The sequence below is a fragment of the Cupriavidus sp. UGS-1 genome, from assembly GCF_021213615.1.
GTDB lineage: Bacteria > Pseudomonadota > Gammaproteobacteria > Burkholderiales > Burkholderiaceae > Cupriavidus.
On record NZ_JAJQJF010000022.1, the window covers coordinates 1 to 26,495 of the forward strand.

Annotated in this window: 24 protein-coding genes and 1 tRNA gene; 10 read left to right on the forward strand and 15 right to left on the reverse strand. The window is 66.9% G+C overall.

What is annotated here, in order from left to right; all coding sequences use genetic code 11:
• The 4 genes from LRR16_RS21730 to rpoH all read right to left on the reverse strand — a co-directional run.
• A partial coding sequence (locus LRR16_RS21730; protein ID WP_232207089.1) for a polysaccharide deacetylase family protein occupies window positions 1–586 on the reverse strand: 586 nt, incomplete at its 3' end.
• A 68-nt stretch (window positions 587–654) separates the two neighbouring features.
• Window positions 655–1,389, reverse strand: a complete 735-nt coding sequence (locus tag LRR16_RS21735) for an aspartate/glutamate racemase family protein (RefSeq protein ID WP_232207090.1) — start codon at window positions 1,387–1,389, stop codon at window positions 655–657.
• A gap of 72 nt (window positions 1,390–1,461) precedes the next feature.
• Window positions 1,462–2,967: an NCS1 family nucleobase:cation symporter-1 gene (locus tag LRR16_RS21740; protein WP_156526345.1), complete on the reverse strand. Its 1,506-nt coding sequence runs from the start codon at window positions 2,965–2,967 to the stop codon at window positions 1,462–1,464.
• A gap of 369 nt (window positions 2,968–3,336) precedes the next feature.
• Window positions 3,337–4,233 (reverse strand): RNA polymerase sigma factor RpoH, encoded by an 897-nt coding sequence (gene rpoH / locus LRR16_RS21745; protein ID WP_023263656.1) that lies wholly within the window; start codon window positions 4,231–4,233, stop codon window positions 3,337–3,339.
• Window positions 4,234–4,611: 378 nt separating this feature from the next.
• Here rpoH and LRR16_RS21750 point away from each other — a divergent pair, with 378 nt between their 5' ends.
• Window positions 4,612–5,487, forward strand: coding sequence for a pirin family protein (locus LRR16_RS21750; RefSeq protein WP_064572507.1), 876 nt, complete (start codon window positions 4,612–4,614; stop codon window positions 5,485–5,487).
• A 201-nt stretch (window positions 5,488–5,688) separates the two neighbouring features.
• Here LRR16_RS21750 and ybiB read toward each other — a convergent pair whose 3' ends face one another.
• The 3 genes from ybiB to LRR16_RS21765 all read right to left on the reverse strand — a co-directional run bounded on the left by ybiB (window position 5,689) and on the right by LRR16_RS21765 (window position 8,831).
• Entirely contained in the window at window positions 5,689–6,702 is a 1,014-nt protein-coding gene (gene ybiB, locus LRR16_RS21755) for a DNA-binding protein YbiB (RefSeq protein ID WP_232207091.1), read from the reverse strand.
• A 118-nt stretch (window positions 6,703–6,820) separates the two neighbouring features.
• Window positions 6,821–8,140 (reverse strand): CmpA/NrtA family ABC transporter substrate-binding protein, encoded by a 1,320-nt coding sequence (locus LRR16_RS21760; RefSeq protein ID WP_232207092.1) that lies wholly within the window; start codon window positions 8,138–8,140, stop codon window positions 6,821–6,823.
• Window positions 8,141–8,168: 28 nt separating this feature from the next.
• The gene (locus LRR16_RS21765) at window positions 8,169–8,831 is read right to left on the reverse strand and encodes an ANTAR domain-containing response regulator (RefSeq protein WP_006578310.1); all 663 of its coding nucleotides are present in this window, start codon (window positions 8,829–8,831) and stop codon (window positions 8,169–8,171) included.
• Window positions 8,832–9,137: 306 nt separating this feature from the next.
• Between LRR16_RS21765 and LRR16_RS21770 the strand changes: the two genes are divergently transcribed.
• Both LRR16_RS21770 and maiA read left to right on the forward strand, forming a co-directional pair.
• Window positions 9,138–9,842, forward strand: coding sequence for a fumarylacetoacetate hydrolase family protein (locus tag LRR16_RS21770; protein ID WP_064572511.1), 705 nt, complete (start codon window positions 9,138–9,140; stop codon window positions 9,840–9,842).
• 4 nt (window positions 9,843–9,846) lie between these two features.
• Complete coding sequence (gene maiA / locus LRR16_RS21775; RefSeq protein WP_064572513.1) at window positions 9,847–10,494, forward strand: maleylacetoacetate isomerase; 648 nt, start codon at window positions 9,847–9,849, stop codon at window positions 10,492–10,494.
• An 82-nt stretch (window positions 10,495–10,576) separates the two neighbouring features.
• Here maiA and ftsY read toward each other — a convergent pair whose 3' ends face one another.
• On the reverse strand, window positions 10,577–12,001 hold the full coding sequence (gene ftsY / locus LRR16_RS21780; protein WP_232207093.1) for a signal recognition particle-docking protein FtsY: 1,425 nt from the start codon (window positions 11,999–12,001) through the stop codon (window positions 10,577–10,579).
• Window positions 12,002–12,061: 60 nt separating this feature from the next.
• Between ftsY and LRR16_RS21785 the strand changes: the two genes are divergently transcribed.
• From LRR16_RS21785 to LRR16_RS21815, 7 genes are all read left to right on the forward strand, one after another.
• The gene (locus LRR16_RS21785) at window positions 12,062–13,609 is read left to right on the forward strand and encodes a pitrilysin family protein (protein WP_232207094.1); all 1,548 of its coding nucleotides are present in this window, start codon (window positions 12,062–12,064) and stop codon (window positions 13,607–13,609) included.
• Between the two features lie 9 nt (window positions 13,610–13,618).
• Window positions 13,619–15,022 carry a pitrilysin family protein gene (locus tag LRR16_RS21790; protein ID WP_232207095.1) on the forward strand — a complete coding sequence of 468 codons (1,404 nt, stop codon included), beginning with the start codon at window positions 13,619–13,621 and terminating at the stop codon, window positions 15,020–15,022.
• 241 nt (window positions 15,023–15,263) lie between these two features.
• Entirely contained in the window at window positions 15,264–15,818 is a 555-nt protein-coding gene (gene rsmD / locus LRR16_RS21795) for a 16S rRNA (guanine(966)-N(2))-methyltransferase RsmD (protein WP_064572515.1), read from the forward strand.
• A gap of 209 nt (window positions 15,819–16,027) precedes the next feature.
• The gene (gene coaD / locus LRR16_RS21800) at window positions 16,028–16,513 is read left to right on the forward strand and encodes a pantetheine-phosphate adenylyltransferase (protein WP_006576803.1); all 486 of its coding nucleotides are present in this window, start codon (window positions 16,028–16,030) and stop codon (window positions 16,511–16,513) included.
• 171 nt (window positions 16,514–16,684) lie between these two features.
• Entirely contained in the window at window positions 16,685–16,945 is a 261-nt protein-coding gene (locus LRR16_RS21805; protein WP_064572517.1) for a YfhL family 4Fe-4S dicluster ferredoxin, read from the forward strand.
• Window positions 16,946–17,175: 230 nt separating this feature from the next.
• On the forward strand, window positions 17,176–18,399 hold the full coding sequence (locus LRR16_RS21810; protein ID WP_232207096.1) for a hypothetical protein: 1,224 nt from the start codon (window positions 17,176–17,178) through the stop codon (window positions 18,397–18,399).
• 106 nt (window positions 18,400–18,505) lie between these two features.
• Window positions 18,506–20,098, forward strand: a complete 1,593-nt coding sequence (locus tag LRR16_RS21815) for a hypothetical protein (protein WP_232207097.1) — start codon at window positions 18,506–18,508, stop codon at window positions 20,096–20,098.
• A gap of 65 nt (window positions 20,099–20,163) precedes the next feature.
• Here LRR16_RS21815 and pth read toward each other — a convergent pair whose 3' ends face one another.
• From pth to LRR16_RS21850, 7 genes are all read right to left on the reverse strand, one after another.
• On the reverse strand, window positions 20,164–20,754 hold the full coding sequence (gene pth, locus LRR16_RS21820; protein WP_006576807.1) for an aminoacyl-tRNA hydrolase: 591 nt from the start codon (window positions 20,752–20,754) through the stop codon (window positions 20,164–20,166).
• A 156-nt stretch (window positions 20,755–20,910) separates the two neighbouring features.
• On the reverse strand, window positions 20,911–21,522 hold the full coding sequence (locus LRR16_RS21825) for a 50S ribosomal protein L25/general stress protein Ctc (RefSeq protein WP_006576808.1): 612 nt from the start codon (window positions 21,520–21,522) through the stop codon (window positions 20,911–20,913).
• 147 nt (window positions 21,523–21,669) lie between these two features.
• Window positions 21,670–22,623, reverse strand: a complete 954-nt coding sequence (locus LRR16_RS21830) for a ribose-phosphate pyrophosphokinase (RefSeq protein ID WP_006576809.1) — start codon at window positions 22,621–22,623, stop codon at window positions 21,670–21,672.
• 79 nt (window positions 22,624–22,702) lie between these two features.
• Window positions 22,703–22,779, reverse strand: a tRNA-Gln gene (locus LRR16_RS21835).
• A 57-nt stretch (window positions 22,780–22,836) separates the two neighbouring features.
• Entirely contained in the window at window positions 22,837–23,709 is an 873-nt protein-coding gene (gene ispE / locus LRR16_RS21840; RefSeq protein WP_006576810.1) for a 4-(cytidine 5'-diphospho)-2-C-methyl-D-erythritol kinase, read from the reverse strand.
• Between the two features lie 65 nt (window positions 23,710–23,774).
• Complete coding sequence (lolB, locus tag LRR16_RS21845; protein ID WP_232207098.1) at window positions 23,775–24,383, reverse strand: lipoprotein insertase outer membrane protein LolB; 609 nt, start codon at window positions 24,381–24,383, stop codon at window positions 23,775–23,777.
• Window positions 24,384–24,522: 139 nt separating this feature from the next.
• Window positions 24,523–26,484, reverse strand: coding sequence for a tetratricopeptide repeat protein (locus LRR16_RS21850; RefSeq protein ID WP_232207099.1), 1,962 nt, complete (start codon window positions 26,482–26,484; stop codon window positions 24,523–24,525).
• Between the last annotated feature and the right edge of the window lie 11 nt (window positions 26,485–26,495).

Consider the following 26,495-nt stretch of genomic DNA (forward strand, 5'->3'; position numbering starts at 1 on the left):
AGCCGCCGTGCTCGACCACCAGGCGGCGCGTGTTCGGGCTGTCGCGGCCGGTGTACCAGCCCAGCGGCGCGCTGCCGGTCAGCTCGCGGATGATCTGCATCGCGATGCGCATGTGCTCGCGCTCGGTGGCCTCGTCGATGTTCTGGTAGTGGATCCAGCGCCAGCCGTGGCAGGCGATCTCGTGGCCCAATTCGACGAAGGCGCGGGTCAGCTCGGGATGGCGCTGCAGCGCCATCGACACGCCGAAGATGGTCAGCGGCAGGCCGCGCTGCTCGAACTCGCGCAGGATGCGCCAGACGCCGGCCCGCGAGCCGTATTCGTAGATGCCCTCCATGCTCATGTGGCGGTCGGGGTAGGCCGCCGCGCCGACGATCTCGGACAGGAACTGCTCGGAGGCTGCGTCGCCGTGCAGCACGCAGTTCTCGCCGCCTTCCTCGTAATTGAGCACGAACTGCAGCGCAACGCGGGCGCCGCCGGGCCAGTGGGCATGCGGCGGCCGCGAGCCGTAGCCGATCAGGTCGCGGGGATAGGGGTGGCCGGCATCGGCACCGACCGGCGAGCGGGAAGCAGTGAGCGGAGTGGACATGATCTGCGGTATGCGGAAATCGATGAAGGCGGTAAGCGATGAAGGCGGTAAGCGATGAAGGCCGCGCCTCAGTTGATCGCGAACGGTGCCAGCATGCCGGCGTAGGCCTTCGGCAAGGGCCTGGCCCAATCGCCGCGCTTGCTGGTGCGCAGCCGGATCGCGACCAGCGACTCGACCATCTTGACCGCCGACACCACGCCGTCGATGACCGGCGCGCCGATTGCCTCGGCGATCTCCTCGCACAGGTCGGTCATGCCGGCGCAGCCGAGCACGATGCAGTCGCTGCGGTCCTGCGCCAGCGCCTGGCGGCACGATTCGGTGATGATGCGGCGCGCGTCCGAGCCCGGCCGCTCCAGTTCGAGCACCGGCAGATCGCAGGCGTGCACGTCGCGGCAGAAGCGTTCCATGCCGTAGCGCTCGGCCAGATGCCAGGCGATATTGCAGGTCCGCGCCAGCGTGGTGACGACGCTGAAGCTGGTGCCGATCAGGCTGGCCATGTGCATCGCGGCCTCGGCGATGCCGATCACCGGACCGCGTGCCATCTCGCGCGCCGCGTACAGCCCCGGATCGCCGAAGCAGGCGATCACGTAGCCCTCGACACCCTCGGCCTCGCCCAGGCGGATCTCCTCGAGGATGCCCGGCACCGACAGCGCCTCGTCATAGTGGCTCTCGATGGAAGCCGGACCCATGCGAGGGCTGACGGCGACGATGCGCGTGTCGGGCGAGGCCACGGTGCGGGCGCATTGGCCGATCTTGTCGGTCATGCTTTGCGTGGTGTTGGGGTTGATGATCTTGAGCTTCATGGCAAACGTCGTGGTCGGGTCAGGTCGTCGGTCGTCGGGTCGTCGGGTTCAGGCCGCGTGTCAGGCCGCGTGTCAGGCGGCGGCGAAGAAATGCGGCATCATGCGGCGCGCCAGCACGCGGTACAGCACCAGCGCGATGCCCATGCCGATGAACCAACTGTAGTTGGCCAGGCCCTGCCAGGCCGGCACCACCACGCACAGGATCGGAATGATCGCGGCCGGGATCATCGTGGCGATCGCTACCGGGTTGTAGCCGCGGGTGTACCAGTACTTGCCCTGCGGACGCATCGTGTACAGGTCGTCGACGTCGACCTGCTGGCGGCGCACCAGGTAGTAGTCGGAAATCAGGATGCCGAACAGCGGCCCGATGAAGGCGCCCAGCACGTCCAGCGTGTAGTGGATGACCTGCGGGTTGTTGTACAGATTCCAGGGCGTGATGAAGATCGAGCCGACCGCGGCGATCATGCCGCCGGTGCGCCAGCTGATGTGCTTGGGCGACACGTTGGAGAAGTCGAACGCCGGCGACACGAAGTTCGCGACGATGTTGATGCCGATGGTGGCGGTCATGAAGGTCAGCGCGCCCAGCACCATCGCGAAGGTGCTGTCGATATGGCTGACGGTCTCCACCGGATCGGTGATCAGCTTGCCGAACACCGGCAGCGTGGCCGAGGTCGTGATCACGGTCAGCAGCGAGAAGCCAAGGAAGTTGATCGGCAGCCCCCAGAAGTTGCCCTTGCGAACCGCGCCGAAGTTCTTCGCGTAGCGCGAGAAGTCGCCGAAGTTCAGCATCGGGCCGGAGAAGTACGACACCACCAGCGCGATCGCGGTCAGCATCACCGGTACCGCTTCCCAGCCGCTGTACTTGACGAAGCTCAGCGTGAAGCTGACGTTGCTCCAGCCGGCCTTGTTCACCAGCCAGATCGCCAGCAGGATCATCACCACATAGACAGCGGGGCCGGCCCAGTCGATGAACTTGCGAATGGTTTCCATGCCGGTCCAGAACACCAGCGCCTGCAGTACCCACAGCGTCATGAAGGCCGCCCAGCCCAGCGTCGACAGCCCGGCGAAGCCATGCAGCTTGACGTCGGCATAGGGCGCCAGAGACGGGAAGAAATGCAGCGCCAGCACCAGGAAGGCCGACGAGGCCAGATAGGTCTGGATGCCGTACCACGCCACCGCGATCAGGCCGCGGATCACCGCCGGAATATTGGCGCCGAGCACGCCGAACGAGGCCCGGCAGATCACCGGATACGGGGTGCCGGTGACCTGGCTCGGCTTGGCCACCAGATTGCAGAAGAACTGCACGATGACGATGCCGACCAGCAGCGCGACCAGCACCTGCCAGCTGGTCAGGCCCAGCGCGAACAGGCTGCCGGCCGTGATGTAGCCGCCGACGCTGTGCACGTCCGACATCCAGAACGCGAAGATGTTGTAGGTGCTCCAGGTCTGCTTCTTCAGCGGCGCCAGGTCTTCGTTGGTCAGCCGTTCGTCATACGATGGCTTGATCAGCGCGTTGCCATGGTGGACGGACGCGCTGTCCTGCAGCTCGGCGGCGGCAGGCGCGGTGGTGTGCATCATGCTTGTCTCCTCAAGGCGATGCCATGCGGTGGTAGGCGCGCGGAAGGCGCCGGATGGGCGGTGTGGATCGAAGGATCGGGAATCCGCTCTCAGGATTTGTTTTGTAGACAGAATTGTCTACAAAATCGTTTGTAGTTGTGTACGGATTTGTAGATCACAGCCGCGTGATTGTCAACATCACGGCCGCGCGATGCGGGCAAACCCCGAGTCGGAGGGGGCACGCCCACGTGCGGTGCGGCGCCGGAGCGGCAAAAGAAAAGGGCCGGGTCCTTGCGGAACCCGGCCCTTGTCGCCGCCGTCACCCCCGCGCAAGCGGGGAGCCAGCGGCTGGCTTGTGGCTTGCCGTTTATGGCCTGCGGGCGGCGCCCATCAGGCGAAGGCCTGCAGCGCGCCCTTCATCTTCTTCATCGCGGCGGACTCGATCTGGCGGATGCGCTCGGCCGACACGCCGAACTCGTCGGCCAGTTCGTGCAGCGTGGCGCCGCCCGAGCCGTCGTCGTTGACCTGCAGCCAGCGCGCCTCGATGATGCGGCGGCTGCGCGGATCGAGCTTGGTCAGCGCCTGTTCCAGGCCCTCGACCTGCATCCGGTCCTGGCGCTTGGCCTCGAGCACGCGCGTCGGCTCGTTGTGGTTGTCGGCCAGATAGGCGATCGGCGCGAACTCCTCCTCGCCGTCGTCGACCTGGCCTTCCAGCGCCAGATCGCCGCCCGACAAGCGGGTTTCCATCTCCATCACTTCTTCCGGCTTGACGTTCAGCTCGCGGGCGACCGCGTCGATCTCGTCCGGCGTGAAGGTATGGGCGCCTTGCTTGTGGCTGCGCAGGTTGAAGAACAGCTTGCGCTGGGCCTTGGTCGTCGCGACCTTGACCATGCGCCAGTTGCGCAGCACGTACTCGTGGATCTCCGCCTTGATCCAGTGGATCGCGTACGACACCAGGCGCACGCCCTGGTCCGGGTCGAAGCGCTTGACGGCCTTCATCAGGCCGATATTGCCTTCCTGGATCAGGTCCGCGTGCGGCAGGCCATAGCCCAGATACTGGCGGGCGATCGACACGACCAGACGCAGGTGCGACATCACCAGCCGGCGTGCCGCCTCGACCGAGTCGTGATCGCGCAGCTCGCGCGCGAGCCGCTGCTCCTCCTCGGCGGTGAGCATCGGAATACGGTGGACAGCCTGGATATAGCTGTCGAGATTGCCCAGCCCGGCGGGCAGGGTCAGGGCCATGCTGTTGGCGCGCTGCGGCACCATCGGCAGGGTGTTGTTCATGGTGATCGAATCGGCAGACAGGACTGCGTTCACTCAGGGCTCCTTTCGCATCCGGCGGGCGGCGTGCCCGCGTGTCGGAAGCATCGACGGCGTCGTGGCCGGCGCTTCCCACACTGCAATGCAACGCATATTAGCACTCCAGCCGGGTGAGTGCTAATTGGAGTCCGGTCCGCTACGATAGTTCCAGAATATCGGAGGAAAAATTCCATAGCGCTCCAGGTTGCTGGGAAGTCGCCCGGAAATCGCTGCGAAGACGGACACAAGTTCATTAGAGGGCCGGCGCCCGTGCCGGTTCTGCTGCAGAGACCATGCCATCGGGCCGCAAAGGCTACACTTGCCAGCATTGCGTCGATCCGCCACGCCCTTGGAGTGTCTGCCATGTCCGCCATTGAACATTTGTTGAAACCGCATGTAAGAGATATCGGCGACTTCTCGGTGCGGCGGGTGCTGCCCTCCGCCGCCGCGCAAACCGTTGGGCCGTTCATCTTCTTCGACCACATGGGTCCGGTTCAACTGGAGCCCGGCAAGGGCATGGATGTGCGCCCTCATCCCCATATTGGGCTGGCCACCGTCACCTATCTGTTCGAAGGCGAAATCGTCCATCGCGATAGCGTCGGCAGCGAACAGACCATCCGGCCCGGCGACGTCAACTGGATGACCGCGGGCAGCGGCATCGTCCATTCGGAGCGCTCGCCGCAGGCCGCCCGCGACGCCGGCCCGCGGCTGCATGGGATCCAGACCTGGGTCGCGCTGCCGCGCGAGCACGAGACGGTCTCGCCGTCGTTCTTCCACCATCCGGCCGACACGCTGCCGCGGCTGGTCCACGGCGGCGCGCGCATCACCGTGATCGCCGGCGACGCCTTCGGCGCACGCTCGCCGGTGCAGGTGTTCAGCCGCACGCTGTACGCCGCGCTGGAGCTCGACGCCGGCGCCAGCCTGGCGATTCCGCCCGAGCACGAGCAGCGCGGCCTCTATCTGGTCGATGGCGCCGCCGCGATCGACGGCATCGCGCTGCCGGCCGAGCACCTGGCGGTGCTGACGCCCGGCGCCGAGGCGACCGTCACGGCGCTGGAGCCGTCCCGGCTGATGCTGCTCGGCGGAGAACCCGTCGACGGCCGGCGGCATATCTTCTGGAATTTTGTCGCCAGCACCCGCGAGGCGATCGAAGAGGCGGCGCGGCGCTGGGAGAACGACGAGTTCCCGCACGTACCGGGCGAGACCGAGCGGATTCCGCTGCCGCCGCGGCGGGTCTGACAGAGCCAATGACATGAGGGCACTCCTGGCCCACGCTTGACGGCTCTCCTCTCCAGCTTGCGGGAGAGGGGCTGGGGAGAGGGAAAGGCAGTCGCTATGCCGCCGCCGTCCGCCATGGTGGCGCCTTTGCCCTCTTCCCCGACCCCGCTCCCCCGCGGACGGGAGAGGGGAGCAAGGATCGAGTGGTGCGTACCCAAGTCGCTACAGCGGACTGACCCAGCTGACCCGCGCGCTGTCGCGCAGGCAACCGCGGATCGTCTCGATCTGCGTCGCGATCGGGGCGGGCACCGGCACGGCCCCCGCCAGCACCTGGCGGATCCACGCGGCTGTCAGCGCCACGTCGGTGCCCGGCGGCAGCGCCGGCACGTCGGCGACCGAGCCCGACATCGGGTCCACCAGCGTGCGCTGATGGCCGTCGTGCAGCCAGTCGATGCGGCTGCCGCGGCGGGCGTCGGCCACGACCTCGCCCTCGGTGCCGCGCGCCAGCAGCACGTTGGCCGGCTCGTGCGAGAAGTAATCGGTCAGCGTCTCGCGGTATTCGGGGTGCGTGTAGCTGTACAGCCGCAGCGCCTCGGCAGGCGTGTGCGCGCCGACCGGCTGCAGCATCTTGACGATCGTGTGCGAGGAATTGCGCAGCCCGATCACGGTGCGCTTGTCGAGCAGCGCCGACAGGGCCGGCGACAGCACGTCGATCGGCAGCACCGCCAGCGGGCCTGGATCGGTATCGCCGCCGCCCGGCTGCGCGAGCCGTCGCGCGGCTTCGTCGACCGTCGCGCACGGCGCGATCCCCAGGGCCTCGAACAGCATGATGCTGGTGACGCGCTGATTGAACTCGCGCGTTCCGTGCACCAGCACCGGGATACCCTCCCGCGCGAGCAGCAGCGCCAGCAGCGGTACCAGATTGGGCTGCTTGCGCGCGCCGTTGTAGCTCGGGATGACCACCACCTGACGCTCCGGCGCCGGCAGCGGCAGGCAGTGCGCATGCGCGGCCTCCAGCATGCCGGCCAGCTCGTGCGGCGCCTCGCCCTTGATCCGGTACGCCATCAGCACGGCGCCGAGTTCGAGGTCGGAGACGCGTCCGGACAGCATTGCATCGAACAGCAGGCGCGCATCGTCGCGCGGCAGCGCACGGGCGCCGGCGACGCCGCGGCCGATTTCCTTGATATAGGGGGCCGCAGAGAAGGCGGGCGGAGTGTCGAGGCGGTCAGCGGACATGGCGGTGCGGTGATGCTGTACGGTGAGAGCGGGGCAGCGGGGGTGCAGCAGGGGGTACGTATCGGTCGATGATAGCGCGATACGCCAGGCGGCCCGCGCGGCGGCCGGCCACCGCCATTCAGGCCTTGATCGCGAAGCCGTCGGCATAAGCCTTCGGGTCGCGCGTGGCGTCCCAGATCACGCCGTCCATCAGCGTGGCCGTGCGGAATTCGCTGGCCGGCAGCGGTACCTGCGCGGCCGTGGCGGCCTGCCGGTAGACGTCGAGCCGATTGACCTGGCGGGCCACCGCCAGATAGTCAGGATGTTCCTTCAGCAATCCCCAACGCTTGTGCTGCGTCAGGAACCACATGCCGTCCGACAGGTAGGGATAGTTCGCCTCGCCGTCCCGATGGAAATGCATCGCATCGGGGTCGTCCCAGGTCCTGCCCAGCCCGTTGGCATAGCGGCCCAGCATGCGGTCGAGGATCAGCTCCATGTCGGTGTCGACACAGGATGGCGCGGCGATGGTCTCGGCGGTCCTGCGGCGATTCGACGCCGACGCGTCGATGAAGCGCGATGCCTCCAGCACCGCGGCCACCATCGCGCGCGCCGTGTTCGGATACATCTGCACGAATTCGGCCGTGGTGCCCAGCGTCTTCTCGGGATGGTCGCGCCAGATGCCCTGCGTGGTCTCGGCGGTGAAGCCGATGCCGTCGGCGATCGCGCGCGCGTGCCACGGTTCGCCGGCGCAGAAGCCGTCCATCTGGCCGAGCCGCATATTGGCCACCATTTGCGGCGGCGGCACGGTGATCGCGCGCGGCTCCCGCATCGGATCGATGCCGTGGGCCGCCAGCCAGTAGTACAGCCACATCGCATGCGTGCCGGTGGGGAAGGTCTGCGCGAAGGTGTATTCGCGCTTTTCCCGCGTCATGTAGGCGCGCAGGCTGGCGCCGTCCCGGACGCCCTTGTCGGCCAACTTCGTCGACAGCGAGATCGCCTGGCCGTTGTGGTTCAGGTTCATCAGCACCGCCATGTCCTTCCTCGGTCCGCCGATGCCCAGCTGCACGCCGTAGATGAGCCCGTACAGCACGTGCGCGGCGTCGAGCTCGCCGTTGACCAGCTTGTCGCGCACCCCGGCCCACGAGGCCTCCCTGGCCGGCGTGATGCGGATGCCGTGCTTGCGGTCCAGCCCCAGCGCGGCGGCCATCACGATCGAGGCGCAGTCGGTCAGCGGGATGAAGCCGATCCGGACCTCGGTCTTCTCCGGCGCGTCCGAGCCTGCCGCCCAGGCGCCCGCGCGCACCATCGGATCGACCAGCGTCATCAAGGCGGATCCCGTCAGGTCCGTCCGCGCGCGGCCGCGACCCTGGCTGGCGGGCGGCGCGTCGGCGCTGCACCCGAGTGCATCGGCAACGACGGCCGGGCGCCGGACTTTGGCGGGACTGGGGCGAGGGGGCATGCAAGACTCCAAAAAGAACGCGACGGTCCTAGCCCATCACGTCGATCACGCGCTGGGCGGCGTCGACCAGCTTGATGCCGCGCTCCATCGCCATGGTGCGCAGCCGCTTGTAGGCCTCGTCCTCGCTGAGGCCGCGCGCCTGCATCAGCAGGCCCTTGGCGCGTTCGACCACCTTGCGCTCGGTCAGCTTCAGCCGGGTCGCGTCGAGCTCCGCGCGCAGCGCCTGGTCCAGCTGGAAGCGCGCGTAGGCGACATCGAGCACGGTCTTGACCCGCTCGGCGCGCAGGCCGTCGACGATATAGGCCGTGATGCCGGCCGTCAGCGCGGCCTTGATGCGCTCGGCGTCGTCGTTGTCGGTGAACAGCACGATCGGGCGCGGCGCATGCTGGGTCGAGACGCAGACGTGCTCGACCGTATCGCGCGCCGCCGACTCCGAGGCAATGATGATCAGGTCCGGCTGGCGCGCGGCGATGACGTCCGGCAACGCGAGGTCGGCGTCGACCGTCTCGACCTCGCTGAAGCCGGCGGCCGCCAGGCCGGCGCGGATCGTGTCGACGTTCAGCGGATCGGCGTCGAGCGGATCGCGCACCAGCAGGATCCGCAGCGGCCGCCCGCCCGAAGCCGGGGCGGCAGGCGTGGCGGCCGAGGGCGCGGAACGCGTCGTGGAGGGCGGGGACGGGCGGCGATTCATGGGTTTGGTCAGGCGGTGGCCGACGGTCGGTGGCCGGCTCGCTTGTTGGCTCGCTAGTTGGCTTGTGGCCGGCTTTTCCATGGCCGCCTCGGCGGCCGATGTCTGCTGCCTGCTTCATGCAAGAATCACGCCGGGTTTTGGGGCGCCGCTTGCCCCGCGATGGGGCGGCCGGTGTATGCTGATGCCCTGCCGCGAGGGGGCGGGCACCGCCGATGCCCTCGCCGCGCCGGTCCCGGCCCGGCGCTCGCCGCGCCGTCCGGACCGCGCTCCGATATCCATTCCAGAAGCCATCCAGTGGAGAGATGCATGACCGAGGAGTTCGTATTCCAACCCCCCGCGCCCACCGGCGTGCCGGTGCGCGGCAGCAGCGCGCGTTTTCCGGTGCGGCGGGTCTACTGCGTCGGGCGCAATTACGCCGCCCACGCACGCGAGATGGGATCGGACCCGGACCGCGAACCGCCGTTCTTCTTCTGCAAGCCGAGCGACGCGGTCAGCCCGGTGGCCGACGGCGCCGAGGGCACGTTCCCGTATCCGCCGGGCTCGAACAACGTGCACTACGAAGTCGAGCTGGTGGTCGCGATCGGCAAGGGCGGCCGTGACATCCCGGTCGAGCAGGCCGCCGCGCATGTGTTCGGCTATGCCGTCGGTCTGGACATGACCCGCCGCGACCTGCAGAACGAATCGAAGAAAACCGGACGTCCGTGGGAGACCGGCAAGGCCTTCGACCAATCGGCGCCGATCGGCCCGATCGTGCCGGTGCAGGCGATCGGCCATCCCGAGCGCGGCGCGGTGACGCTGGCGGTCAATGGCGCCGAGAAGCAGCGTGGCGACCTGTCCGACCTGATCTGGTCGGTGCCCGAGATGGTGTCGTACCTGTCGAAGCTGTTCGAGCTGCAGCCGGGCGATCTGATCTACAGCGGCACGCCCGAGGGCGTGGGCCCGGTGGTCAAGGGCGATCGCATGCAGTGCGCGATCGAAGGCGTGGGCGAACTGACGGTCAAGGTGGTCTGAGGCGATGCTCAAGCTCTACAGCTATTTCCGCAGTTCGGCGGCGTTCCGCGTGCGCATCGCGCTGGCGCTCAAGGGCCTGCCCTTCGAATACGTGCCGGTGCATCTGCTCAAGGATGGCGGCCAGCAACTGAGCGAGCAATACCGCGCGCTGAACGCCAACGCGCTGGTGCCGACGCTGCTGGACGACGACCACGCGCTGTCGCAGTCGATGGCGATCGTCGAATACCTGGACGAGACCCATCCCGAGCCGGCGCTGCTGCCCGGCACGGCGCTGGACCGCGCCTACGTGCGCGCAGTGGCGCAGTCGATCGCCTGCGAGATTCATCCGCTGAACAACCTGCGCGTGCTCAAGTACCTGAAGCACACGCTCGGCGTCAGCGAGGAAGCCAAGGACGCCTGGTATCGGCACTGGATCGAGGTCGGCTTTGCCGGACTCGAAGCCACGTTGACGCGCGAGGGCAAGGCCGGCCGCTTCTGCCTGGGCGATACGCCGACGCTGGCCGATATCTGCCTGGTGCCGCAGGTCTTCAACGCGCAGCGCTTCCAGGTCGATCTGGACCCGTATCCGACCATCGTGCGGATCTTCGACGCGTGCATGGAGCTGCCGGCGTTCCAGCAGGCCGCACCGAAGGCGCAGCCCGACGCGGAGTAAGCGAAAGGCCGTCAATGAAAAAACGGGCGCCGCTGGAAACAGCGGCGCCCGTTTTCCTGCTGTCGTGTCCGAGAACGCGTGCTCAGTCGCCCAGCAGCGCCCGCGCGAATTCGTCGGCCTTGAACGGCTGCAGGTCCTCGACCTTCTCGCCCACGCCGATGAAGTAGACCGGCACCGGACGCTGGCGCGCGATCGCGGCCAGGATGCCGCCCTTGGCAGTGCCGTCGAGCTTCGTCACGATCAGGCCGGTCAACTGCAGCGCATCGTCGAAGGCCTTGACCTGCGCCAGCGCGTTCTGCCCGGTATTGGCGTCGATCACCAGCAGCGCCTCGTGCGGCGCGGAGGGCATCGCCTTGCCGATCACGCGCTTGACCTTCTTCAGCTCTTCCATCAGATGCAGCTGCGTCGGCAGGCGGCCGGCGGTGTCGGCCATCACGATATCGACGCCGCGCGCACGGGCCGCGTTGACCGCGTCGAAGATCACCGCGGCCGGATCGCCGCTCTCCTGCGAGACCACGGTGACGTTGTTGCGCTCGCCCCAGATCGTCAGCTGCTCGCGCGCGGCGGCGCGGAAGGTATCGCCCGCGGCCAGCAGCACCGACTGGCCGTAGTGCTGGAAGTGCTTGCACAGCTTGCCGATGCTGGTGGTCTTGCCGGCGCCGTTGACGCCCGCGATCATCATCACCATCGGCTGCTCGCGGCCGAGCTCCATGGTCTTCTCGAGCGGACGCAGCAGCTCGGTCAGCAGATCGCGCAGCGCCAGGCGTACGCCCTCGGCGGTGTCGATGCGCTCGCTCCTGACGCGGCGGCGCAGCTCGCCGAGCAGATATTCGGTGGCCTCGACGCCGGCGTCGGCCATCAGCAGCGCGGTCTCCAGCTCCTCGAACAACGCCTCGTCGACCTTGACGCCGACGAACAGCGTGCTGATGCCGCGGCTGGTCTTGGACAGGCCGGTGCGCAGCCGCTGCATCCAGCCGCGCTTGGCCTCCTCGCTCGGCGGCGGCACCGGGACCAGCACCATTTCGCCGTCATCGCCGTCATCGCCGTCGTCGGTGGCGGCGGGCGCGGGCGGGGACGGCGGCGCGGGCTGCGCGGCGGGGGCCGGCTGCGGTGCCGCTTGCGGTTGGGGGAGCGGTTCGGGCAGCGGTTCGGGTTGCGGTTCCGTTTGCGGCTCGGGCTCGCGTTGTGGCTCGCGTTGCGTCTCCGGCTCGCGCTGCGGCTCTGCCTGTGGCAACACCTGCGGAGCGGCTTCCGCCGCGGGTTGCGAGGATCGCGTGAACCACGACAGCGGCGACAGTCGGGACGGTGCGGGTTTGGCTTCGGCGGCCGGAGCGGGCGCTTCGATCGGCGCGGGCGGCGCCACCGTTTCCGGCTGCGCCGGTGCGGCGCTGACCGACGGCGCTGTGGCGATCGGTGCCTGCGCCGCCGGGGCCGAGGTTGCCTGCGTCGACGCCTCGGCGGGCGCATCGGTCGGCTCGGCCTTGCGCTTCTTCCAGAAACTAAACATTGGGAAAGGGGTCCATACCCCGGTAGAATCAATCGCCAAAATTCTAGCAGACGGGGTCGCATGAACCATCGCGCAGGGTCGACCGCGGCGTCGACGTGGCAGGGCTCAACGCCCGCCCATCAGCATGTCTCGAACGGTGCCGACCGGCGCCGGCATTCCCCTTCGCCATCATGGCGGCCCTCTCGCTTGGCCTCGCTCGCGCTGCTCGCTGCCACCGCGTGGCTGCCGCTGGCGCATGCGCAGGGCGTCGCGGTCGACGCGCCGCCGGCCCCCGGGGCGGCGGTACAGGCTGCCGTCCCCGACGGCGGCACCACCGAGTTCAAGCTCGCCAACGGCATGCGCGTGATCGTCAAGGAAGACCATCGCGCGCCCACGGTCGCCCATCAGGTCTGGTATCGCGTCGGCGGTATCGACGAGGTCAGCGGCACCACCGGCGTGGCCCATATGCTCGAACACATGATGTTCAAGGGCACGCCCAAGGTCGGGCCGGGCGAGTTCTCGCGGCAGATCGCCGCGCTCGGCGGCCGCGAGAACGCGATGACCAATCGCGATTTCACGATGTACTTCCAGCAGATCGCCAAGCAGCATCTGCCGCGGATGATGGAGCTCGAAGCGGATCGCATGGCCAACCTGGTGATCCGCGCCGAGGACTTCGAGCGCGAGATGAAGGTCGTGATGGAAGAGCGCCGGCTGCGTACCGACGACTCCCCGCGCGGCACCGTCTACGAACAGCTGCTGGCCACGGTCTATACCAGCGCCGGCTATCGCCATCCGGTGATCGGCTGGATGAACGACCTGGTCAATATGCGCGTCGACGACGTCAGCGCCTGGTATCGCGAGTGGTACGTGCCGAACAACGCGATCCTGGTCGTGGCCGGCGACGTCAATCCTGCCGAGGTACGCGCGCTGGCCGAACGCACCTACGGCAAGCTCAAGCCGCGTGCGCTGCCGGTGCGCAAGCCCCAGATCGAGCCGCCGCAGAAGGGCGTCAAGCGGATCTGGGTCAAGGCGCCCGCCGAGAATCCCTATCTGGTGCTGGCCTACAAGGTGCCGCGGCTGCGCGACGTCGAAAAGGACATCGATCCGTATGCGCTCGAGGTGCTGGCCGCCGTGCTCAACGGCTACGACAATGCACGGCTGACGCGCGACCTGGTTCGTACGCAGCGGCTGGCCGACGACGTCAACGTCGGCTACGACGGCATCAATCGCGGCGAGTCGCTGTTCGTGCTCGACGGCACGCCGGCCAACGGCCATACCACCGAAGAGATCGAGCGCGCGTTGCGCCAGCAGATCGAACGGATCGCGCGCGAAGGCGTGTCCGACGAGGAACTGCGGCGCGTCAAGGCGCAGGTCGTGGCAGGACAGATCTACAAGCGCGACTCGGTGTTCGGCCAGGGCATGGAGATCGGCGTGGCGGAGATCGCCGGCATCTCGTGGCAGCAGCTCGACCGCATCCTCGAGCGGATCAAGCAGGTCACGCCGGATCAGGTCAAGACGGTGGCGGGCAAATACTTCAGCGAGGACAACCTGACCGTGGCGACGCTGCTGCCGCAGCCGATCGATCCCAACCCGCCCAAGCCCCAGGCTCCGTCCGGCCTGCGCCACTGAGGACCGCCGATGTTCGCCATCGATTCGCTTCCGTTTTCCCGTCCCGCGGCGCGCGCGCGCCAGGCGCTGACGATCGCCGCCGGCCTGCTGGCGGGCCTTGGCGCCGCTACCGTGCAAGCGGCCATTCCGATCGAACACTGGACCGCGTCGACCGGCGCCCGCGTCTATTTCGTGCGCAGCCCGTCGATTCCGATGCTCGACATCAACGTCGATTTCGATGCCGGCAGCCGCTATGACCCCGCCGGCAAGGCGGGGCTGGCAACGCTGACGGCGGCGCTGCTCGACAAGGGCACGGGCGCCGTGGACGGTCAGCCGGCGCGCGACGAAGCGCAGATCGCCGACGCCTTCGCCGATACCGGCGCCAGCTTCGGCGGCGCGGCCGGCGGCGACCGCGGCGGCATCGGGCTGCGTACGCTGACCTCCAATCCGGAGCTGACGCAGTCGGTCACGCTGGCCGCGCAGCTGATCAAGGCACCGACCTTCCCCGAGGCCGTGGTCGCACGCGAGAAGGAACGGATGATCGCGGCGATCCGCGAGGGCGATACGCGCCCTGGCGTGATCGCCGACAAGCTGCTGTCCAAGGCCATCTACCCGAACCACCCGTACGGCATGTCGGCCACCGCCGAATCGGTGGCGTCGGTGACGCGCGCCGACCTGGAGCGCTTCTGGCGCGCCAACTACGCGGCCTCGCGCGCGGTCGTCACGCTGATCGGCGCGATCGATCGCCGCCAGGCCGAACAGATCGCCGAGCTGCTGACGCGCGGGCTGCCCAACGGCGCCGCGCCGCCGGAGATGCCGGCGGTAAAGATGGACATCGGCGCCAGCGTGCAGCGCGTCCCGCATCCCGCGCAGCAGGCCACGGTCGTGCTGGGCCAGCCGGCCATCGCGCGCGGCGACCCCGACTATTTCGCGCTGCTGGTCGGCAACTATGTGCTCGGCGGCGGCGGCTTCAGTTCGCGGCTGACCGAGGAGGTCCGCGAGAAGCGCGGCCTGACCTACGGCGTCGACAGCTATTTCGCGCCGTCCAAGCAGCCGGGACCGTTCGGCATCGGCCTGCAGACCAGCAAGGCGCAGACCGACGAGGCGCTCGCGCTGGTGCGGCAGGTGCTCAAGCGCTTCGTCGAGGAAGGGCCGACGCAGGCCGAGCTGAAGGCGGCCAAGGACAATCTGATCAACGGCTTCCCGCTGCGGATCGACAGCAACCGCAAGCTGCTGACCAACGTCGCGAATATCGGCTGGTACGGCCTGCCGCTGGATTATCTCGATACCTGGACCGCGCAGATCGCCAAGGTCGATCGCCAGCATGTCAGGCAGGCCTTCCAGCGGCATGTGCGCCCTGACGCGATGGCCACCGTGATCGTCGGCGGGCCTACCGGCGGCCCCGCCGGCGCGCCGACCGCGGCCGCTCGATGAGCCTGGCGGCGCCGGCCCGCGCCGCCGCTCCGGCGCCTGCCCGGGCTCGCCGCTCAGTGCGCTCCCGCGCATAGCGACCCGACGCGGCCTGCGCGCCGGCGCCAGGCAACGACGCGGCAGGCTCTACAATCACGGAATGAGTCCGCGTTCCCCCTCTCCGCAGCCCGCCGCCGGCGGGCGCTCCCAGACCGCGCCCCGTGGGCGCGTCCCCTCGTTCTCCCCCCGCCAGGCTCCCGCGCAGGTGCGCATCATCGGGGGGCGCTGGAAGCGCACGCCGCTACCGGTGCTCGATGCCGAGGGGCTGCGGCCCACGCCGGACCGCGTGCGGGAAACGCTGTTCAACTGGCTCGGCCAGGACCTGACCGGCCAGCGCTGCCTGGACCTGTTCGCCGGCTCCGGCGCGCTCGGCTTCGAGGCCGCCTCGCGCGGCGCCGCCCATGTCACGATGGTCGAGGCCAATCCGCGCGTGGCTCGGCAACTGCGCGACAACCAGAGCCGCCTCGGCGCGGAGCAGATCCAGATCGTCCAAGGTGATGCCTTCGCCATCGCGGCACAGATGCCGGCCGCCAGTTTCGACGTGGTCTTTCTTGACCCGCCGTTCGCCGAGGACTGGATCGGCCCAGCGCTGGCCCATGCCGAGCGGCTGACCCACGCGGCGGGGCTGGTCTATGTCGAATCGGAAAGCCCGTTGCATGGCGCCGATGCGCCGGTGCCCGCCTCGCTGGAAATCGTGCGCCACGCGCGTGCCGGCGCCGTGCATTTCCACCTGCTGCGCCATCGCGGCGCGGCCGACTGAATCGGGCGCTGGCGCTTCGCGCGCCAGTGCGCGATGATCGCCCAAGGCGCTCCCGCCCGCTCGGCTCGGCGGCTTTCAAGCCGCGCATTTAGGGGTACACTACGCCGCTGTCGCCAACGCTCGCCTGGCGGCATCGGCGCAAGCCGGCTGCAAAGCCGGTGCCGGTGCGGCTTGCCGGTTCACGGCAGCGGGCAGAACAAGGAGGAAGCATGGTCGTCGCGGTCTATCCCGGCACGTTCGATCCATTGACCCGGGGACACGAGGATCTGGTGCGCAGGGCGTCCAATATCTTCGATGAGCTGGTGGTCGGAGTCGCCCATAGCCCCAACAAGCGCCCCTTCTTTTCGCTGGAGGAGCGCATCGGCATCGCCAAGGAAGTGCTGGGCCACTATCCGAATGTGCGCGTCGACGGCTTTTCCGGCCTGCTGAAGGACTTCGTGCGCAAGAACAATGCGCGCGTCATCGTGCGTGGCCTGCGCGCCGTGTCGGACTTCGAGTACGAGTTCCAGATGGCCGGCATGAACCGCTATCTGCTGCCGGACGTCGAAACGATGTTCCTGACCCCGTCCGATCAATACCAGTTCATCTCCGGCACCTTCGTGCGCGAGATCGCGGTGCTGGGAGGCGACGTCAGCAAGTTCGTGTTCCCTTCGGTCGAGCGCTGGCTCAAGGAAAAGATCGGCAAGGGCGACTGAGTCCTCGATCGGCTGCCGCTACAAGCCGGGGCCGGCCCGGCGGGCCGGCCCGAAAACGCCTAGAATACGGGGTTCGGAACCGTCAGGACGCGGCCAGTCGGGCGCGGGCGGCTCCAGCGGCGCACCGCGCACAGTTGGCGCGGCGATGGCCGGACTGCAGAAGGAAATATCATGGCGCTGATGATCACCGACGATTGCATCAATTGCGACGTTTGTGAGCCCGAGTGCCCGAACGAAGCAATTTCGATGGGGCCCGAGATCTACGAAATCGACCCCAACAAATGCACCGAGTGCGTCGGCCATTTTGACGAGCCGCAATGCCAGCAGGTGTGTCCCGTCGCTTGCATCCCCCGCGATCCGAACCGAGTCGAGACACAGGAAGTGCTGATGCAGCGCTACCGCCTGCTGACGGCCGCCAAGCACGCCGCCTGACACAGCGTGCGCGACTAGGCCAGGCGCCGGCTGCATACCGGGCGCCGCAATAGAACCCCGCCAAAGACCATGGCGGGGTTTTTTTACGCCGGTCCGTTATCGACCGCGCACAATGCAACACCGCAGGGACCGAATGCAACCAAAAGTCGTCAGATCCCGCGCATTTGTTAAGCGGCAGCCATCGCCAACATGCGACTGTGCACGGCATTCCTACAGCTCGGGAGAGCGCCATGCCGCAAATCTGCACCGAGGGTTATCCAAGCCCGGCGTTGCCGGGTACCAGCACCTATGAAATGACGTCGTTCGGCCGGTTCGAGGGCCGACTTGGCGTGGATGGGTCGACAATTGCCTTGCGCAACAATCCGCAAGGCGTCATCGCAGGCATAGCCAAGGTTTTTTCCCGAACGGAGGCTCCGCGGCGCACCCCGGAAGCGGAGAACAAACACATCGCCGCTTTGCCGAAGGTGGCAACCGACAAGATTCTCGCTTACCTCGCCGACCCCTTTGAACGGGCAACGCTCGCCATGACATGCCGGCTCCTTTATCGGCAGCTCAAACCTTATTGGCCAGAATTCCAGTTGTTTCGCGATTTGATTGCGTCGAAAAAGAGCCTGGATTTTAGGTCGCAGTCGTCATGCATGAAGGATGTATCGCTATTGCTCAATTTCTTCACCGGGTACCGATGGAACCGCTGGCGTGCAAGGACGATATTCGAGGAGACGCTCAAGCGGCTCGGCAAAATGTACCCTCGTATCCCGGAACGAGTATTCCACGAGGTTTGGCCGTTGTTCCACAAGCTGACGGAAAGCACCAAGCTCGAGGTTCTGCACAGCGTATTCCAACACGCCTTTGCGCGTTCCCCCTATTGGGCCATCACCGTGCTGACCGAGTTTGCGCGCCGCGGAGCATGTGCAGGAGTTGGGGCAGACTTCCTCGACGCGCTGTTTCATTACGCAACGCCGCTTTTTCTTAACGCGGACACTGCGAAGGAAGCCGAGCCGCTGCTCGGTGCCATCGCACAGGCACAGAGGCTGGGTGGTGACAATTCCAGGGGACGGGATGAGGTGAGATGGAAGCGGATTCTCGAATTGGTTCCACCATCCACGTCCATCAAATCCGCCGCTGTACTTGGATTGGCCAATACTGCCGTCGTTATTCAACGGCGCTGGGAAAAGCACGGCAAAGATCCAAAGTGTGGTTTCCCGGCTGTAGAAATCATGCGGAATCGATTTAATGGATTTCCCCCGTCCACGGCGATCAGCGAATCCACAATTCCTATATATCCCTCCGAGGAGAGAGAGATAGATAACCGGCGCCTATTGCGGTACATGGCTACTCCGCGATATGCGGTAGATCGGGCCCGGAGGGATCGCCGGCACCAGGAAATCGTTGCCGCCATGTATGCGCGTCCCGAGGTTCCGTGGTGCGAAACCGCCGGTGGCGGTGGCTCTTGACATAAACAAGGCATCCCAACGGCGATGTGGCTTAACAGATGCCGGATAGTAGTTTGGGTCCGACAGAATGTTCGTCGTACCAAGCAGACTTAGGAGGAGACGATCCATGGGAAGCGTGCGCGGCCATGTTACCTATGTGAGCTGGCTTGCCGACCGGCGTGGAGTTTTGCCGGGAGAGCGGCGGGTGGCTTGTGCCAATACGGGTTTGTATTACGGCTGGAGCAGCATCGCTCTGTATAGAGTTGGCGCGTTCATAGATTCCATCACAGCCTTCTTCCGCGCAAATCCATCGTCGACGCTTCTTACCACTCGATTCGCCGCGGAGGGCACCAGGCATACCGTTTCCCAAGCTGGAATCGCGCTTGGAACCGTGGCATCGTTCGCCGAGATGATCATAACTTCGGTTGTGTTTGCGAGGCACGCTGACAGGCATCACCGCACCGGTCGGCAGGTCGACGACAACGGGGAGGGGCATGAGGCGTTTGCAAATTACATCCGGAGCCAGAAAGCCGACGTCCAGAAGGCGAAGCTAAGGGCTGGAACTGCAGGCGAAACTCTAGCGCCAGATACCGAGGTGCTCCATGCATATTCTGCCGACGGCGGCATTTTGGTCGTACAGCCTTCGAAAGGCGATCGGCTGAAGGGAAAGCCGACGCAGGAATTGGCGGTAAATTACCTGGAATATGAAACGGCGCAAATAGACCGTCGCGAGGCTGCCAATACTCTGAAGCACTCCTCCGTCATGTTCACGCGTGACGGCATCCTGCAAGGCGGTGGCGTCGGCTGCAATTTGGCGTTGCTTTGGGATAGCTTCAAGATTAGCGAGCTATTACACCTTGCGACGGTGCCGATCAACGCCACAGCGACTGCCATCTGCGGCTTTGCATTCAGCCTCGGGTGTGGCGCCCTCCATATCGTCGCGGGAGCGTTGCGATGGCATGACGGCCTGAAGAAGCTGTCCGCGGCGACCGGGGCGCTGAAGGCAATCAATGATGCCAAAGAGCGACTCAAGGATGCGAAGGAGCGCCAGCAAGCCGGGTTGGCGGAGGCGGGTCGGCTGGCAGAGTCTCTGCTCACGCATGCCGAACGCAACGAAGTTCGCGCTCAGGACGACGCCAACAACCAAATCCGCGTGGGCAAATGGCGGATCGCCTATGGCGCCACCGCGATGGCCGTCGGCGCGATTTCTTTGGCCTTGTTCCTGGTGGTAGGCGGGGTCTCGACCGGCGGTATTCTGTTCGGCATCATCGGCGGCCTGGCATTGGCCGGTTGGACCCTCTATGCCGGAATTCGGAATCGCAATTCCGCGAAATCCATCCAGGCGGCGATTGATAAGGACAACAATAACGCTGTTGCATCGGGAGAGGGCGGGCCGAAGGACAACGAGCTGCCATCGCTTGACGATGTCATCGACCAGGCGGTCCGAATGCTAGACAAGGACGGCGGGCATGATGCCAACGCGCGACGGCTGATCAAGCACACCTTGAAACAGATCGGTTTGACCCGGGAAGATCTTTGGCCACTGCGGTTTTGCTCTTTCGATCCGAGTGTCAAAGGCCCCATCGTCGAGGAACTGAAGATCAAAATCCGCAATCTCGTGGATGGCGATGGTATCCGGTGCGCTGTTGAAAAAGGGTTGCGGCGTCGCCCTGAATCGAAGCTCGCCGCGGAAGCCGAACCGGTCGCCTTAGTCGTTTGAACCGCTCGACGGCCGGGGCGTCGGCCCGCCACGGTTATCGGGCGGCAGGGTCGACCATCCAGCTATTATTTTGCCGAATGCAACTGCATCATCGCGCGTTCGGCTTCGCCTTTTGCCAGCAGCGACAGCGGCGCCACGCTGCGGTCGATGGCCTCGTCGATGGCCTGTTGCTCTTCCCGGCGCGGGGGCTTGAGCACGAAGTTGACGACCTCTTCCCGATCGCCGGCGCCGCCGGCATTGCGGGGATGGCCCACGCCGATGCGCAGCCGCCAATATTCCGGCGTCGACAGATGCGCGGAGATGTCCTTCAAACCGTTGTGTCCGCCGGAGCCACCGCCGCGCTTTAGCTTGACCGCGCCGGCCGGCAGGTCCATCTCGTCATGCGCGACCAGAATCTCGTCGGGCAGGATCTTGTAGAAGCGGGCCAGCGACACCACCGCCAATCCGGAGCGGTTCATGAAGGTCGATGGCTTCAGCAGCCAGATATCCTGGTCCCACAGGCGCGCGCGCGCCGCCAGCCCATGGAAGCGGCCTTCCACGCGCGGCGTGGCGCCGGCCATGCGGGCCAGCTGGTCGATCAGCCAGAAGCCGGCATTGTGCCGGGTGGCTTCGTATTCCGCCCCGGGATTGCCGAGGCCGACGATGAGCTTGATCATGGTGCTAACGGGTTCGGTGGCAGGCATGCACGGCGGCGGGCCGCGGCGCAGCAGGGAAGCATACGCGAAAAAAAACCGCCGGACGAACCGGCGGTCTTTCTGGCGGCGCCTGTCGATAACGACAGGGCCGCCGGGTCAGCCGAGGGCTGGCGCCGATCAGGCGGCCGGCGTCTCGCCTTCGCCTTCGCTGGCGGCTTCCGACACACCACCGGCCGGCAGGGCGACGGTCGCCACGGCGGGGTTGTCGTCGCCGTGCGTGATCGGGGTCACGCCCTGCGGCAGCTTCAGGTCCGACAGGTGAACGGTCTGGCCCAGTTCGACGGCGCCCATGTCCACCTCGATGAATTCCGGCAGGTCGCCCGGCAGGCACGACACTTCCAGTTCATTCAGGATGTGGTTGATGATGCCGTGGCCGAGCTTCACGCCAGGAGCGGTTTCCTGGTTCATGAAGTGCAGCGGCACCTTGACGTGGATCTTCTCGGTGGCCGACACGCGCTGGAAATCGACGTGCAGCACCAGCGGCTTGAACGGGTGCATCTGGAAGGCGCGCAGCAGTGCCTTCTCGGTCGTGCCGCCCACTTCCAGGTCGAGGATCGACGAGTGGAAGGCTTCCTTCTTCAGCGCGTGGAACAGCGCGTTGTGATCGAGCTCGATCATCTTCGGCTCGGCGGTGCCGCCGTAGATGATGCCGGGGGTCTTGCCGGCATTGCGCAGGCGGCGGCTCGCACCCGTACCCTGTACGCTACGCTCGAAAGCGATGACTTTCATGGTGGACTCCAAAAAGTAAGAGGGCTGCCCGCGACCAGACAGCCCGATGAATCGGCGCCAGGTACGGTGACCGGGCGCCTCTGCGCCGCATCGCCGCTTGCGAACAAGCCGGCGGACGCGACAAAGCCTTGAATTCTAACAGGAAGTTCAGGAATCGGCGAACAGCGACATGATCGAGTCGCCCTTGACGATCCGGGTGAACGTCTCGGCCAGCAGCGAGGCGGTCGACAGCTGGCGGATCTTGCCGGTCTGGCGTGCGTCGTCGCGCAGCGGAATGGTGTCGCAGACGACCACTTCGTCCAGCGCCGAGTCGGCGATGCGGGCGGCCGCGCCGCCGGACAGCACCGGGTGGGTACAGTAGGCGAACACCTTCTGCGCGCCGCGTTCCTTCAGCACCTGGGCCGCCTTGCACAGCGTACCGCCGGTGTCGATCATGTCGTCCATGATCACGCAGTTGCGGCCGTCGACTTCACCGATGATGTTCATCACCTCGGCCACATTGGCCTTGGGACGGCGCTTGTCGATGATGGCCAGGTCGCAGTTCAGCTGCTTGGCCAGCGCGCGGGCGCGCACCACGCCGCCCACGTCGGGCGAGACGACCAGCAGATCGCCGTAGTTCTTTTCGCGCAGATCGCCCAGCAGTACCGGCGAGGCGTAGATGTTGTCGACCGGGATATCGAAGAAGCCCTGGATCTGGTCGGCGTGCAGGTCCATCGTCAGCACGCGGTCGACACCGGCGACTTCCAGCATGTTGGCAACCACCTTGGCCGAGATCGCGACGCGCGCCGAGCGCGGGCGGCGGTCCTGGCGGGCATAGCCGAAGTAGGGCATGGCGGCGGTGATGCTGCGTGCCGAGGCGCGCTTGAGCGCGTCGACCATCACCATCAGTTCCATCAGGTTGTCATTGGTCGGCTGGCAGGTGGACTGCAGCACGATGACGTGCTTGCCGCGGACATTTTCCTGGATTTCGACCTGGACTTCGCCATCGGAGAATCGGCCCACCAGCGCCTTGCCCAGCGGGATGCCGAGGTGCTGCACGACAGCCTCCGCGAGTTTGGGGTTGGCGTTGCCGGTGAATACCATCAAGCCGTCGCTACTCATGAGGGGCACCTGTCTTGCTGCTGGGGGATGGTCGCCGGCGCTGCCGGCGACAGATTCTGCAGATCTGCGAGGAATGTAATGGCAGGGGAGGAAGGATTCGAACCCTCGAATGCCGGAATCAAAATCCGGTGCCTTAACCGACTTGGCGACTCCCCTACACAACCGGGACCGTTCTTCGTTGCGCCGACAGCCACAACGCCGAACGAAAACTTGCTATGCGAAAGCTGCGAGCGGATGGCGCGACAAACTTCTCACGCATCTGCCATCCCATTCGGATGGCAACCGATCGAGTACCTGTTGCGCAGTTTGCGCGTCAGTATAGCGTGCAAACACACAGGCACCGGAACCGGTCATCCTTGCCTCGGGGCTGAACTGTCTCAGCCAGACAAGGGCTCGGGCAACTTCGCCGAACTTCGCTGTCGCTATCGCTTCCAGGTCGTTGCGACCGAAACCGAATTTGTTTGTGCAAGCAGCGAAGTCCGCAATTATGGAGATGGGCGTATCCCTTGTCAAGCGTTCATCGGAAAAAATTGCTGCGGTCGGCACATGCTGGCGTGGATGGATGACCACGAACCAGCTGTCCGGCAGATCGACCGCGGTCAACTCCTCGCCGATTCCCTCGGCGAAGGCGTTCTGGCCGAACACGAAGAAGGGCACGTCGGCGCCCAGGCTCAGACCGATCCGCATCAACTGTTCGCGCCGCAAGCCCAGGCCCCACAGCCGGTTCAGCGCCAGCAGCGTGGTGGCGGCGTCGGAGGAGCCGCCACCGATGCCGCCGCCCATCGGCAGCAACTTGTCGAGCGCGATCTCGACCCCGTAGCGGGTTCCCGTGGCCGCCTGCAGCGCCTTCGCCGCGCGCACCACCAGATCACCGTCCGCCGGCACACCGGGGACGTCCGTCACACGAACGACCGCGCCGTCGTCGCGGCGTTCGAAATGCAGCGTGTCGCTCCAGTCGATCAGCTGGAACACGGTCTGCAGCATGTGATAGCCGTCTGGACGGCGGCCGGTCACATGCAGGAACAGGTTCAGCTTGGCCGGCGCGGGACAGTCGCGCAGTTGCGCGGGAGGCAGGGAGGCTGACATCGGACTGGGATGGAGCGGAGCGAGGATCGAGCGACGGGTACGTGCAGCGTGCGATCGGAGCGCGATCAGTGCGAAGCAGGGGCGTCGATCACCAGCTTGACCGACATCGGTCCACCGGCGCCATCGCGCGCCAGGTCGATCCGGCGCGGCAGCGTTTGCACGCCATCCGGCGCGGCCTGCCAGGCAGCGTAGCGCACGGTCCAGCCGTTCTGCGACAGCGTCTCGAGCCGGCCCTGGGCGTCGCGCGTGGCGCTGGCCGGGGCGCCGGGCGCGGGGCGGGCACGCAGCCAGTCGCGCATGCCGGCCACCGGCAGTGCGAAGCCCAGGCTCTGCTCGAGCAGTGCATCGACCTGCGGCGCGTTGCGCGGCGGTTCGTTGGGCAGGTCGAGCGTCGCGCCCGACGGCGTCGCGGTGACCACGGCGAGGGTCTGGCCGAGCGGCGAGATCAGGTCCAGCCGCACGTTGTCGCCCTGCTCGCGCCAATGGAAGCTGCCTTGCACGCCCTCGTCACGCCCATAGCGGACGTAATTGGCGGCGAAGCGCCCGGTCAGTTCGCTGGCGCGGGCACCGGCGGCGGCATCGAACTGGCGCGACGGCGTGACGCTGGCGCAGGCAGCGAGCCACAGCGGCGCGGACAGGCAAAGCAGGGTCAGGGTACGGCGGGATCGGTCCATGCGTAGAACGGAGATCGATGCCGGGTCACGGCGCGCGGTCGCGCGGCCGTGCCGGCGGCGGATGTCGATGGTTGGGCGATGAATGGCGACGGAGGCCGGCGGCCGTGCAACGCGCAAAAGCCGTCGACGCTATGGCACGCTACTGCGCCAGCCGCACGTTGTAGCGCCGCAGCGTCTCGACCAGCGTCTCGTTGTTCGGGTCGAGCTTGACGCCTTCCTCCCAGGTCTTGCGCGCCTCGTCGCGCTCGCCGAGCTGCCACAGCACCTCGCCCAGATGCGCGGCGATCTCGGCCTCGGGCGCCTTCGCATAAGCGTCGCGCAGCAGCTTGGCCGCGGGCTGCAGCTGCCCCAGGCGGAATTTGACCCAGCCCAGGCTATCCATGATGTAGGGATCGTCGGGCCCCAGTTCGGTGGCCTTCTCCAGCAGCTTCAGCGCTTCCTGCAGCCGGATGTTGCGATCGGCGAGCGAATAGCCCAGCGCGTTGTAGCCCTGCTTCTGGTCCGGCTGCAACGCGATGAACTGGCGCAGCCGGCGTTCCATGCTGTCGTAGCGCTTCTCGCGCTCGTCCAGCATTGCCAGCTCGTACAGCCATTCGGCGTTGTTGGGCTCGGCCTTGATGCGTTCGTCCAGCACCTTGCGCGCGCGGTCGTAGGCCTTGACTTCCATCAGCATGCCGACCTCGGCCTGGCGCACCGCCATCATCCGCTGCGCACGCTGATCGGGATCGGCGATGTCTTCGGCGTCGGCCAGCATGTCGCCGAAGATCGCCTGCGCATCGTCGAACCGGCCCATGCGGCCCAGCATCTGTGCGCGCTTGACCGATGCCGCGCCGACCATGCGCTGGTCCTCGATCCGGTCCAGCCACTGCACCGCGCCCGCGTAGTCCTTGCGCTCCTCGGCGATCTGCGCCAGATACTGGTACGCGACGTCGGGATTGGAACTCGGTGCCTTTTCGGCCAGCCGCAGGTATTCGTGCAGATAGCGCTCTGCCTCGTCGTAGCGCCGCGCCTGCAGTCCGGTCAGGCCAAGCGCCAGCGGCACGCGTGGATCGTCGGGCGCGACCTTGCGCAGCGCCTCGAATTCGCGCCGCGCGGCGTCCATCTCGTTGCGCTGCAGGTAGACCCGCGCCAGCGTGATGCGGCCGTTTACCGAAGCCGGGGCCTTGTCGAGAAAGCGCTTGAGGCCCGCGATGGCCTGCTCGGGGGCATTGTCGGCGCGCAGCTCGGCCGCCATCAGCGCCGCCGCTTCGTAGTCGGGACGCAGGCGCTGCGCTTCGTCGAGCTCGGCCAGGGCGCCAGGCACATCGCCGGCGGTCTCCTTGGCCCGCGCCAGTGCCAGCCGCGTCTCGGCCGACTGCATGTCGTTGGCGACCAGCCGCTGCAGCAATGCGGCGGCTCCGGCCGGATCGCTGGTGCGCGACAGTTGCTGCTGCAATTGCAGGATGGCCTCGGGCCGATGGCTCGGCGGCACGCCGTTCAGCTGCAGCGAAAGCAGCGGCTCGGCCTCCTCCCAGCGCGCGTTCAGCACCAGCAGGGTCGACAGTACTTGACGCGCGGCCGGCGAGGTCGGCGCCAGATCGGTCCACAGACGGGCGCCATCGAGGGCCTGCTGCGGGACGCGCGCATTGAAGGCGATTTCGGTGGCGCGCTGCGCGAAACGCGGATCGCGGGTCGAGCGGGCCAGTTCCACGTAGGTGCGATAGGCCGGGCCGGTCAGGCCCCGCTGCATCGAGATCTCGGCGGCCAGCACGCGATACATGATGTCGGCCGTCAGCGGCAGCTCGGGCAGCGGCATCTTGGGCGGCAGCGGCGTGGCCGGGGTCGGCTCGAGCTCGCCGTCGCTGCTCAACGTGAACATCGGCCGGTCGGGCTCGGCGCCGTCGGACTTTGCCTCCGCGCGTGCCGGATCGGCCTGGGCCGACCGGGCATCGCGCGCACTGGCGCAGCCGGTCAGCGCACTGGCGCCGACCACGGCCGCGACCAGCAATGGCAGCAGACGCCGGCCTGGCGCTGCGCCGCGCGCGCCGGTCGGCGCAGGCGGCTCGTCAAGCGGTACGTGGGGAGAGAGCAGAGCGAGGATGCGGTCCAGGCGGTCCGGCATGGTGGGACTCC